This is a genomic window from Ideonella alba (genome assembly GCF_018069875.1).
Classification (GTDB): Bacteria; Pseudomonadota; Gammaproteobacteria; order Burkholderiales; family Burkholderiaceae_C; genus Ideonella; species Ideonella alba.
Genome location: NZ_JAGQDF010000005.1, coordinates 324,201 through 335,902 on the forward strand (window position 1 = coordinate 324,201; position 11,702 = coordinate 335,902).

Consider the following 11,702-nt stretch of genomic DNA (forward strand, 5'->3'; position numbering starts at 1 on the left):
TCACTTCAGGATGTCGCCCAGGCAGAGGTACTTGACCTCGACGTAATCGTCCATGCCGTGGTGCGAGCCCTCGCGCCCCAGGCCCGACTGCTTCACCCCGCCAAACGGCACCTCGGCCACGCTGATCAGGCCGGTGTTGATGCCCACCATGCCGTACTCCAGCGCCTCGCCCACCCGGAAGATGCGGCCGATGTCGCGGCTGTAGAAGTAGCTGGCCAGACCGAACTCGGTGGCATTGGCCAGCTCGATCGCCTCGGCCTCGGTGCTGAAGCGGAACACCGGCGCCACCGGGCCGAAGGTCTCTTCCTTCGAGACCTTCATCTCGGGCGTCACATCGGCCAGCACCGTGGGCGTGTAGAAGCGCTCGCCGATGCGCTGCCCGCCCACCACCACCTTGGCGCCCTTGGCCAGCGCGTCGGCCACATGGTCCTCGACCTTGGCGATCGCCTGGTCGTCGATCATCGGGCCCTGGTTGATGCCCGGCTCGAAGCCGTTGCCCACCTTGATCGCGGCGGCCCTGGCGGCCAGCTTCTCGATGAAGGCGTCATAGACGCTGTCCTGCACGTAGAAGCGGTTGGTGCAGACGCAGGTCTGGCCCGAGTTGCGGTACTTGCTGATCGCCGCACCTTCGGCGGCCGAGTCCAGGTCGGCGTCGTCGAAGACGATGAAGGGCGCATTGCCGCCCAGCTCCAGCGAGAGCTTCTTCACCGTCGGCGCGCACTGCTGCATCAGGATGCGGCCCACCTCGGTGGAGCCGGTGAAGCTGAGGTGGCGCACCACGTCGGAGCTGCACAGCACCTTGCCCACCTCGATCGACTGTGCGGCATCGGCCGTCACCACGTTGAGCACGCCCGCCGGCATGCCGGCGCGCTGCGCCAGCTCGGCCACCGCCAGCGCCGACAGTGGCGTGGCCTCGGCCGGCTTGATCACCACCGGGCAGCCAGCGGCCAGGGCCGGAGCCACCTTGCGGGTGATCATCGCGATCGGGAAGTTCCAGGGCGTGATCGCCGCGCACACGCCGATCGGCTGCTTGATGATGACGTAGCGCTTGTTGCCGTCGGTGGTGGGGATGGTCTCGCCATAGACGCGCTTGGCTTCCTCGGCGAACCACTCCAGGAAGCTGGCGCCATAACCGACCTCGCCCTTGGCCTCGGCCAGTGGCTTGCCCTGCTCGGCGGTCATGATGCGCGCCAGGTCGTCGGCATGGGCGTGCATCAGCGCGAACCACTTCATCAGGATGGCCGCACGCTCCTTGGCCGTCTTGGCGCGCCAGGCCGGCCAGGCCTTGTTGGCCGCGACGATCGCGTGGTGGGTGTGCTCGGCACCCAGGTTGGCCACATCGGCCAGCTTCAGACCGGTGGCGGGATCGGTGACCTCGAAGCGGCTGCTGCCGGCGACCCACTCTCCGTTGATCAGCGCATCGGTCTTCAGCAGGCTGGGGTCGGCCAGCAGGGCCAGGGGGGAAGAGGGCATGTCCATGGGGGGCTCCTTGATGGGCAGCGACTCTACCGCGCTCGGCAGTAAGGTCGAGTGATGAATGTCCGGGCCAGCGCCGGGCCGCTCCCAAGCGTCCGGCCCGGACACCCTCCCGGAGGGTGGCTGCGGCGATGCCGCAGCCGGGTGTCGTCAGTTCAGGCGCCGCAGGCTTTGAGACAGTCAGCGAGCACCGCCATGCCCTCGTCGATCACCGCATCGCTGGCGGTCAGCGGCACCAGGATGCGGATCACGTTGCCATAGGTGCCGCAGGACAGCAGGATCAGCCCGCGCTGGATGGCTTCGGTGCACAGGCGCTTGGTCAGGTCGGCATCAGGCTGCGACAGGTCGCCGCCCTTGAACAGCTCGATCGCCACCATCGCGCCCAGGCCGCGCACGTCCTGGATGCTCTTGTGCTGGCCGGCCAGCCGGGTCAGGCCGTCCTTCAGGCGCTGGCCCACGGCCCTGGAGCGCTCCAGCAGCTTCTCTTCGTCGAACACCTTGAGCACCGCCAGCGCCGCGGCGCAGGCCAGCGGGCTGCCGGCGTAGGTGCCGCCCAGGCCGCCGGGCAGCGGCTTGTCCATGATCTCGGCCTTGCCGATCACCGCGGAAATGGGGAAGCCACCGGCCATCGACTTGGCCATGGTCACCAGGTCGGGCGCCACGCCCCACTGCTCGCAGGCCAGCCAGGTGCCGGTGCGACCGGCGCCGGTCTGCACCTCGTCGGCGATCAGCACGATGCCGTGCTTGTCGCACAGCGCGCGCAGCGCCTGCGCGAATTCGGGCGGCGCCACATAGAAGCCACCTTCGCCCTGCACCGGCTCCAGGATGATGGCCGCCACGCGCTCGGCCTCGACGTCGTACTTGAAGATGTGCTCCAGCGAGCGCAGCGAATCGGCCACCGTCACGCCGTGCAGCGGGTTGGGGAACTCGGCGTGGTAGATCTCGGCCGGGAAGGGGCCGAAGCCGGCCTTGTACGGGGCGACCTTGCCGGTCAGCGCCATGCCCAGCAGCGTGCGGCCGTGGAAGCCGCCGCCGAAGGCGATCACCGCCTGGCGCTTGGTGGCCGCACGGGCGATCTTGACGGCGTTCTCCACGGCTTCGGCGCCGGTGGACAGGAAGTAGGCCTTCTTGGCGAAGTTGCCCGGGGTGCGGGCGATCAGCTGCTCGGCCAGTTCCACGTAGGGCTCGTAGGCCACGACCTGGAAGCAGGTGTGGTGCACCTGGTCCAACTGGGCCTTGACGGCCTCGACGATCTTCGGGTGGCGGTGACCGGTGTTCAGCACCGCGATGCCGCCGGCGAAGTCGATGTAGCGCCGGCCTTCCACATCCCAGACCTCGGCGTTCTCGGCGCGGTCGACGAAGACCTCGTAGGTCTGGCCCAGGCCGGCGGGCAGGGCGGCGCGGCGGCGCGCCATCAGCGCGGCATTGGTGGCGGTGGCGGTTTTGGCGTCAAGCGGCATGATCAGGGCCTCGTCAAGGGATGGGCGATGGGCGCATCGTAGGCGCTTCGGCGCCCGGCTACCATGCACAGCCATGGCGGCGTCCGGACACACTGTGCCGGTCCGCCGCCCAGTACAGATGCCATGCTGAGCCTGCAGCCCACTTCCGCCACCCCGCTGGTCACCCAGATCGTCGAGGGTCTCGCCGCCCAGATCGACGAGGGCGCGCTGCGCGCCGGCACCAAGGTGCCATCGATCCGCCAATTCGCCCATGCCCACCAGGTCAGCGTGTTCACCGTGGTCGAGGCCTTCGACCGGCTGGTGGCCCAGGGCTACCTGGTGTCGCGGCCGCATTCGGGCTTCTTCGTGCGCAAGCGGGCCACGCCGGGCACACCGGTGGCCGCCGCGGCCAGCGGGCCGCAGGGCTTCGACTCGATGTGGTACCTGCGCAAGATCTTTGAGCACCGGCACCTGGGCATCAAGGCCGGCTGCGGCTGGCTGCCGGGTGACTGGCTGTTCGAGGACGGCCTGCGCCGCGCGCTGCGCCACCTGGCCGCCGATGACGCCGACCTGGGCGGCTACGGCGACCCGAAGGGCTACCCGCCGCTGCGCCAGCACATCGCCGAGGCCTTTGCCGAGCAGGAGGTGCAGGTCCACCCCGGCCAGGTGCTGCTGACCCAGGGCAGCAGCCAGGCGCTGGACCTGGCGGTGCGCCGCCTGGTGCGCCCGGGCGACGCGGTGCTGGTGGACGACCCCGGCTACGCCAACCTGCTGTTCGCGCTGCGCTACCAGGGCGCGCAATTGCTGGGCGTGCCGCGCACCCCGCAGGGCTGGGACCTGGCTGCGCTGGAATCGCTGCTGACCGCCCACCGCCCCAAGGTCTTCTTCACCCAGCCGCGGCTGCACAGCCCGACCGGCTCGGTGGCGTCGCTGGCCCAGCTGCACCGGGTGCTGCAACTGGCCGAGAAGCATGACCTCACCATCGTCGAGAACGACATCTATGCCGACCTCGACCCCGAGCCGCGCCCTTCGCTGGCCAGCCTGGACCAGCTCAGCCGGGTGCTGACCATCGGCAGCTACAGCAAGACCATCTCGCCCAACATCCGGGTGGGCTTTCTGCTGGGCCACCCCGACCTGGTCGAGGACCTGGCGCAGCTGAAGATGATCTCCGGCCTGACCAGCGCCGAGTTCGGCGAGCGCCTGGCGCACGGCGCGCTGACCGAGGGCCGCTGGCGCAAGCACCTGAAAGCGCTGCGAGAGCGCCTGGCCGGTGCCCACCAGCAGGCGGCGCAGCGCCTGATGGACCTGGGCTTCGAGCTGTTCCACGAACCCAAGGCCGGCATGTTCCTGTGGGCGCGCCACCCGGCGCTGCCCGACCCGGTGGCGCTGTCCAACGAAGCGGCCGAGCAGGACATCATGCTCGGCCCCGGCCACCTGTTCATGGCCGACCTGCAGCCCACGCCGTGGATGCGCTTCAACGTCGCCTTCTGTGGCGACGAGCGGCTGTTCGGTTTCCTGGCGCGGGCGCTCAGTCCTGCAGGATCTTGAACTGACGCAACAGCTTGCCCAGCATCTCCGCGGATTGCGCCTGCTCCTTGAGCGTGCGTTGGCGCTCGATCACCTTGCTGCCCATCTCCATCAGGGCCTTCTTCACCAGCGGGTTGTCGCTCAAGGTGGACGGCACGCGGCTCTTGGCCTGGCCCAGCGCGGAGACGGCGGCGTTGAGTTGCTCGCGCGCACCGAGCAGGGCGATCTCCGCACGGTCCCACTGCATCAGCGCATTGTCGGCGGCCTGTGTGCGGTCCTCCTCGTTGCGGGCGCTGGAGAAGTCCTGGACGTAGCCCTTCACCGACGAGAGCGCGGACTCGAGCGAGCGCAACTGGTGGTCCACCGAGTTCTTCGGCTCGTCGCTCAGCGCCTGGTTGAAGGCGGCACGGTGGGTCTTGCCCTTGCCGTCCATCAGGTTGACCAGCACGAACTCCAGCACGTCCTTGGCCGACCGGGACAAGGCCACCGCTTGCCCGGCCATCATCTCCACATCGTTGGCGACCTCCTTGGTGGCCTTGGCCAGGCGGATGCACGACATGCCCAGGCGGATGGCGGCGGAATACTTGCCAGCCTGGCCCTTGAGCTCCTTCTCATAGGCCTTCTGGAACACCGCTGTGTTGGCGACGGCGTCCAGATCGAATTTCTTGGAGATCGCCCCCCAGTTCAGTGAGCTGCGGAAGTCGGCGAAGCCCTTCTGCACCCGGTCCATCTCCTCATACTGGCTCTGGGCATTTTCCTGCAGCTGCTCGGCCGTGCGTCGAAGCAGGTCGGCCTTCTTCGCCGCCTGCTCCTGGCGTCCGTCGGCGGCGTCCTGCTCGGCCAGACGCAGCAGCTTCTGCGCCTCCTCCCTGTGCGACACCATCTCCTGGTTCTGGCGCAGCATCTTCTTTTCCAGGTCGGTCTGCGAGTGCAGTTCCTCGGACCGCTTCTCCTTCATGTACTTCACCGCGGCATCGAGCTTGCGCTGATTGACCTCCTGCGCCATGGACTGGGCCACACCCTTGCCGGTTTCGCGGGTCTCGGCGCGCGACGACTCGGCGGATTCCTGCTCGGCCAGGCGGGTGAAGGTCTGCCGGTAGTCCAGCCCCAGTGCCGCCAGCGACTGCTTGAACTTCGTGAGCTCGGACTGAAGGGGCTTCTTGTTGGTCTCCTTCAGCAACTGCTTGTCGATCTTGTCCAGCCAGAGAGTGACCTCCTGGTCGTACTTGCCGTAGGCCTCGCGCATGCCTTCGGCGGTCTTGCCGGCCACCTGGTCCATGGCCTTCAAGGCCTCGAGGATCTTCTTGTGGCTGTCGCGGAAGCCCTTGAACGACTCGGAGGGCGACAGCGGCAGCGTCGCCTTCTTGAACTTGTCCATCGACTGGGTGAATTCGGTCACGACCGGCATGGATGCATCTCCTTACAAAGTGCCGAGAGTGTTGGCCGGACCGCCGCTAACCACCGCTAAGGCGGGTACTTCATCTTTGGGGGGGCACGATGCGCGCCAACGCCAGGGCGGTGGGATGGGCACCCAGCGGTGTCGGACGGCGGCACGACCCACGGCGTGGCTGACGAAGCGGCCCCGCAGGCGCCCGCGAGGACGTTGCCGGATCGCCCATGTGCGCGGCGCGGGGTGGCGCAGCGCCGCGGACGTGGGGTCGACCACCCGCCGACGGGCCGCGGCCGACCCGGTCAGGCGCTAGCCGTGCGCGGGTTGACGGCGCACCAGGCACCGTCGACCTTCTCCGCCTTCGGGCGTCGACGCGTGTGGGCCGTCAGCAGGTGGCAGCCCATCGGCCACGGCTGGCGGGCCAGCGCCGAGACGATGTCCGCATGCTGGCGGCGCAGGCGGGCCCACCAGCCCAGCTCCAGGACCACCAGATGGACCACCACGGTCGGATCGGCATCGATCAGACGCCGCACCACCCAGGCCCGTCGCACGGCCTGCTGGGTGGCCAACAGGCGCAACACCTCGTGGCGCGCGGCATCGTCCAGCGCCGGTGGGGCCAGACGGTCGGTGGGGCTGACCTTCTCCAGCTGCCGGTCGCGCGCCTGCTCCAGCGCGTGGCGCTCGTGCCAGCGCTGCTGCCAGTGCGCGGCGGCGTCGCGGTCGCGGCTGCGCAGCCATTCCCAGGCGCGCTCGCAGGCGGGCTTGGTCGAGGGCGGATCCAGCGCGATCACCCGCTCCAGGCTCTGCAGCCCCTGGACGTCGTCGGCACGGAGTTGCGCCAGGCCCAGCAGGTAGTGGGCCAGCGCGTTGTCGGGTTCGGCGTCGACCCGGGCCTGCAGCGGCGCGCGCAGATCGGCCTCGGGTTCGGTGCGCAGGCGCAGGTTCAGCAGCTCCAGTTCGGCCGCGTGGTCGCGCTCGGGCAGGGCCTGCAGCTCGGCCACGCGTGCCAGCCATTGGCGGTGTTCGCTGTGGCGCTCGGTCCAGTCCTCGGCGATGGACTCGTGCCAGCGCTGCTGCAACTGCTCGCGCAGCGAGGCCACGCCGGGCCCGAACCAGGCCTCGGCGGCACTGGGGCCTGCCAGCGGCGGTGGCGTGGCCTCGACCGCATCCGCACCGAGCCCCATCGCCAGCAGACGGCGGCGCGGCGTCGGGTGCGTGTCCATCACCTCGGCCGGGCGGTCGGCGGCCTGCACCCACCAGTTGCCGGCGCGCGGGTCGCTGTGCCGGCACAGCGCGGCCCAGCGCTGGGCGCGGTCGGTCGGCGGGCTGGGTTGATCGCGCACCCCCCGGAACAACTCGTCGTGCCACTGCGACCAGGCGGCGGCGGCCAGGTTGACCCGCTTCAGCGCATTGGCCGCCGCGGCGGCGCCGACCCAGCGCACCGAGGTCTGGTCGGCCGCGTACTCCTCGGCGCGCGCCAGCACCTGGGTGTAGGCATTGAAATGCGGCACGAAGCGGCGCAGCCAGGCCGACGACCAGCGGCCCAGGCGGCCCTCGGCGCGGGCCGTCTGGTCGAGCAAGGCGCTCCAGCTCAGGCGCAGCCGGTAGACAAAGGCGCCAAAGCGGCCGTGCGCACCGCGCAGGTGACCGTACTCGTGGGCCACCACCGCCAGCGCCTCGTCGGGCGACAGCGCCTCCAGCAGCGGCAGGCCCAGGCGCAGGTAGTTGCGCGGCCAACCCACCAGGCCCAGACGCGGGTGCTGGACCACGGCCGCCTGCACTTCATCGAAGACCTGCACCTCGTGCACCGGGGGGCCCTTGAGTTCGCGGCGCAGCCGATCCAGTTGCTCGAACAGCACCGGCGCCTGGGCCCGCCCGACCACCAGGCCCTGCGGCGGGTCGAAACGCGTGAACAGCGACTGCATCGACTGCTTGAGCACCGACCACAGCGGCCAGATCAGCAGCAGCAGCAGCTTGCCCAGCTTGGCCACCAGCAGCCAGACGGCCGGCGAGCCGCTCCACAACAGCGCCAGCACAGTGGCCAGCACGAGCAGCAGCAGCAGCCCTGCGCCGCCGGCCACCGCCAGCACGATCACGAACCCCAGCAGCACCAGGGCTGCCACATGGATCCGGTAGCGCCATGGATGGGCCGCGCTGTGGGCCTCCAGGCGGGCCACCATGGCCTCGATGTCTGTGTCGTTCACGCGCACCTCCCTCCCGTGTCCTTGCGCGCGGCCGATTGTCGGGCCAGTGTCGGACCTGGCGCGGCCGGGGGGGCTCAGCGCCCGGCGGCCAGGGGTCCCAGCAGTTGCTGGGCCAGGGCGCCCAGCTTGGACAGCTCGGCCACCTTCAGCAGCACCTGCTCGGGTGGCAGGTCGTCCAGGAAGCGGCCGCGTTCGTCGTGGGCGAAGACGGCCAGGCGGCGGCACAGGCTGTCGGCGGCCGACCGGTCCAGGGGTAGGGGCGCGCCATGCGGCGGCTCGCTCAGGGCCAGCAGCCGCCGCACGCGGGCCCACAGGTCATGGGCATAGGCGTGCATGTGGCGGGCCAGCGGCTCGCGCGTGGCCTCGCCGGGGTCCTGCTCGAAGGTGCGAAAGGCGGGCACGATGTGCCCGGACATGCTGGAGGCGCCACCGGCGTCCATCGAGCGCAGACGCTCGACCAGTCCCTGCACCAGCGCCTGCATCTCCCGGGCGCGCCGCACGGTGTCCGACGCCGCCCACAGGCGTTCAGCCCGCGCCAGCGACTGGCGCAGCGCCGGCGCGTCCAGGTGGTCATGCAGCACACGTGCCGTCGCGGCGATGTGCTCCAGCAGCCGGGCGCAGGAGCGGCACAGCAGCGAGCCCTGGTAGTGATGGGCCACATGCAGCGCCTGCCGACGCAGCACCCGCAGCCGCGAGCGCAGGCGCCGCAGGCCGGCTGAATCGATCAGGGCCATCGCCTGCGCAATGCGGTCGTTGATGTGCTCGGGCCCGTTGTCCAGGCGGATCCAGGCGATCGCCGCCAGCGCCTGCTCGAGCGCCTCCAGCTGATGGGCGATGCCGGTGTGCTGGTGCCGCAGCAGCCAGGGTTGGCGGGACCGCCACCAGGCCACGGTCAGCGCCTCGGGCAGCCGCGGCGGGGGGGCGTCGGGCATGAACAGCTGCCGCCAACCGCACAGGGCGATCTCGGCGGCCAGCGCGGCCGCGGCCGGTGCCGTCGGCCGTGGGGTGGTCGTCCCGGTCTGCGTGGAAGAGGGCGTGGCTGTCACCCCGCCACTCTAGGCGCCGCTGGCGCTAAACAGCGCTAAGGCCCGGGTCGTCCGGCTCGTAGAGCTGCGCAAAGCGCTCGGCGCTGATGGCATAGGCGTCGCCGCCGTCGGGCTGGTTGGACACCAGCCAGTCGCCGGCGGCGTGGTGGGTGCGGCCCTCGCGGGTGACCACGCTGCCGGCGCTGCCGGCCTGCACGGCCCACACCGGCGCGCTCTTCACGAAACGGCCGGGCGAGACCTCGCGGTAGGTGGCCGCGAAGCTGTCGGCAGCGACGGTGTAGACATCGCCGTCGTTGTCCACCAGCCAGTCGCCCGCCCGGGCACGCTGCAGGTCGCCCCACTTGCGGTACACCAGACCATCGGTGTCCAGCCGCAGTTGCACGGCGGTGACAGCCTGGTCGGGACGGCGGCGAAAGCGCTGGCGTGGCGGGCTCATGCGGCGTGTGGGCGGTGGCGGACCACTGCATTCTCGCCGCCCGGCGCCACCCCGGTCACGAGGGCAGGAAATCCAGCGGCCAGCTGACCACCATCTCGTCCACGTCCTTGGCGCCGAAGTCGAACTGGCGGATGCGCGCCAGCAGCTTGCTCTCCAGCTCGGGCGTCTTCAGTTCGCTGCTGACCAGGCGCAGCCCGCTGACGTTGCCGGCCGGGGCGATGCGCAGCTCCACCACCACCTTGCCCTGCAGCGACGGGTCGTCGCGCAAGGCGCGGTTGTAGATCGCGTAGATCGCGCCCTTGTGGCGCTCGAAGACCAGCCGGATCTCCTCCAGCGAGCGCGAGGCCTTGCCGCTGTTGCCGCGCTGCACCGCACCGCCCTTGCTGGCGCTGGCGCCGCCCACGCCGGTGCCGTTGCCCTTGCCGCCGGTGGCTGAGCCGCCCCCGCCGCCCGGGCCGCCCCCGCCGCCCCCCCCGGCCACGCCTTCGACCAGCGTGGTGCTGCGGCCGGCCAGACCGCCGCCGCCGCTGTCGCGGCTGAGCGCGGCGGTGTTGATGCCGCCGCTGCCGCCGGTGGCGTTGCTGGTGATCAGCGCGCGGTCGGGCAGGCCCGGCTGGGTGCCGGCGCCCACGCCGGGTCCGGTGGCCACGCCGACGCCCGGGCCGGGGTTGATCTTCTCCTGCAGCTGCACCGCGGTGGGCGCGCCGTGGATGGCCGCCAGCTGGTCCTTCATCGCCAGCAGGCCGACGCCGGCGGCACGCTGGCGCGGGCCGACCTCGCCGGGCGCGCGGCCCTCGATGGGTCGGCGCGCTTCGGGCACCGGCGGCTGATCGGGGTTGGGTTGCTCGTTGCGCGGCTTCGGGGCCTTCTTCGCCGGCGTGTCCTTCTCGGCGGGCGGGCGCTCGGCGGTCTTGTCGATGGCCGGCTTGTCCTCAGTGGGCGCGGGCCGCACCGGCAGCGGTGGAGGCGCCAGGCGCTTCTCCTCCAGCAGCTTGACCATCGGCGCGCTCAGGCCGGGCCGGGCCTCGGGCGCGCGCTCGGGCCGCGGCAGCCAGCCGGCCACCAGCGCGCCCAGCAGGCTGGCCAGCAGCAGGCCGCGCCACAGGCGGCGAAAGCGTGCCTCGTCGATCGCCGAGACCGACCAGGCCAGCACCGGCTGGCGAAAGCTCACCGCGGGCATCGTCATCGCGGCATTCATGACGACACCGCCTTCTGCCGCACCGCGAAGCGCACGTCCTCCAGGCCCGCGCGGGCGCAGGACACCATGACCTTGCGCAGCAGCTGGTAGGGCAGCTCCTGGTCGGCCATCAGCGTGACGCTCTTGCGGTCGTTCTCGGCGCGCACCGCCTGGCGCTCGGCCAGCAGGCGCTGCAGCTCAGCCTGCAGCGGCGCGATCAGGTCCTCGGTCTGCGCCAGGGCCTCGGGCGTGGCGGCCACGCGGCGGCCTTCGACCACGATGTCCTCGGCGCTCACCGTCACCACCAGCGTGGCCTGCGGCGCGGTCTCGGCCACCGACTCGGGCAGGCGCACCGCCTTGCTGGCCGGCAGGATCTCCACCTCGGTGGCGTTGGACAGCAGGAAGAAGATCAGGATCGTGAACACGTCGATCAGCGAGACCAGGTTCATGTCGACCATGTCGTGGTCGCGGGCCTTGCGGGCGGCGCGTTTTTGCAGCGGGGTCAGCTTGGCCATGTCACTTCCCCTGCGGAGCGTCGCCCAGTGAGATCACCGGGAACAGCTCGGCCTTGACCACCTCGGTGCCGCGGGTGGTGCGGCCCTCTCGGGTGGCATCCATCAGCGCCACCAGGGTGCGGTAGGGCGTGTCAGGGCGGGCCAGCAGCGTGGCGGCCTTCTCGTCCGGGAACTTCGCCTTGACCTGGTGCAGCAGCGCGTTCAGCGCGCGCACATCCGGGCCGTCGGCGGTGTGCGGCAGGTGCGCGATCAGGCCACCGATGCGGTCGCCCACGTCAATCGCATCGGCGCGCAGCACCAGTTCCAGTTGCAGCTTGTCGACCTGCAGCTTCTCCACGCCGGCGGTCTGCGCCGGCAGGTTCAGCTCCAGCACCGCCAGCCGGGTGAACACCGCGGTGGACAGCAGAAAGGGCACCAGCACCACGATCAGGTTGATGAACGCGGTGACCTCCAGCGCCGCTGGCGCCTTGCGCAAGCGTCGGATCGCCATGG

Annotated in this window: 10 protein-coding genes; 1 reads left to right on the forward strand and 9 read right to left on the reverse strand. The window is 70.8% G+C overall.

Annotated features, from left to right (window positions below; all coding sequences use genetic code 11):
• Positions 1-1,479 carry an NAD-dependent succinate-semialdehyde dehydrogenase gene (locus KAK07_RS11070; RefSeq protein WP_210854541.1) on the reverse strand — a complete coding sequence of 493 codons (1,479 nt, stop codon included), beginning with the start codon at positions 1,477-1,479 and terminating at the stop codon, positions 1-3.
• A 152-nt stretch (positions 1,480-1,631) separates the two neighbouring features.
• Positions 1,632-2,936: a 4-aminobutyrate--2-oxoglutarate transaminase gene (gene gabT / locus KAK07_RS11075; RefSeq protein WP_210860696.1), complete on the reverse strand. Its 1,305-nt coding sequence runs from the start codon at positions 2,934-2,936 to the stop codon at positions 1,632-1,634.
• 123 nt (positions 2,937-3,059) lie between these two features.
• Here gabT and KAK07_RS11080 point away from each other — a divergent pair, with 123 nt between their 5' ends.
• Entirely contained in the window at positions 3,060-4,463 is a 1,404-nt protein-coding gene (locus tag KAK07_RS11080) for an aminotransferase-like domain-containing protein (protein ID WP_210860697.1), read from the forward strand.
• On the opposite strand, the gene KAK07_RS11085 is transcribed toward KAK07_RS11080, so the two are convergent.
• The 7 genes from KAK07_RS11085 to KAK07_RS11115 all read right to left on the reverse strand — a co-directional run bounded on the left by KAK07_RS11085 (position 4,444) and on the right by KAK07_RS11115 (position 11,700).
• Positions 4,444-5,850 carry a hypothetical protein gene (locus KAK07_RS11085; protein WP_210860699.1) on the reverse strand — a complete coding sequence of 469 codons (1,407 nt, stop codon included), beginning with the start codon at positions 5,848-5,850 and terminating at the stop codon, positions 4,444-4,446. The two genes, KAK07_RS11080 and KAK07_RS11085, sit on opposite strands and share 20 nt — an antisense overlap.
• Positions 5,851-6,134: 284 nt before the next feature.
• Positions 6,135-8,036, reverse strand: a complete 1,902-nt coding sequence (locus tag KAK07_RS11090) for a M48 family metallopeptidase (protein ID WP_210860701.1) — start codon at positions 8,034-8,036, stop codon at positions 6,135-6,137.
• Positions 8,037-8,110: 74 nt separating this feature from the next.
• Complete coding sequence (locus KAK07_RS11095; protein ID WP_210860703.1) at positions 8,111-8,968, reverse strand: amino acid adenylation domain-containing protein; 858 nt, start codon at positions 8,966-8,968, stop codon at positions 8,111-8,113.
• A 139-nt stretch (positions 8,969-9,107) separates the two neighbouring features.
• Positions 9,108-9,518, reverse strand: coding sequence for a hypothetical protein (locus KAK07_RS11100; protein ID WP_210854547.1), 411 nt, complete (start codon positions 9,516-9,518; stop codon positions 9,108-9,110).
• A 55-nt stretch (positions 9,519-9,573) separates the two neighbouring features.
• Entirely contained in the window at positions 9,574-10,716 is a 1,143-nt protein-coding gene (locus KAK07_RS11105; RefSeq protein WP_247664320.1) for an AgmX/PglI C-terminal domain-containing protein, read from the reverse strand.
• Positions 10,713-11,210, reverse strand: coding sequence for an ExbD/TolR family protein (locus tag KAK07_RS11110; protein WP_210854549.1), 498 nt, complete (start codon positions 11,208-11,210; stop codon positions 10,713-10,715). Before KAK07_RS11110 ends, KAK07_RS11105 begins: the two co-directional genes overlap by 4 nt.
• Position 11,211: 1 nt before the next feature.
• Positions 11,212-11,700, reverse strand: a complete 489-nt coding sequence (locus KAK07_RS11115; protein WP_210854550.1) for an ExbD/TolR family protein — start codon at positions 11,698-11,700, stop codon at positions 11,212-11,214.
• Positions 11,701-11,702: the final 2 nt, after the last annotated feature.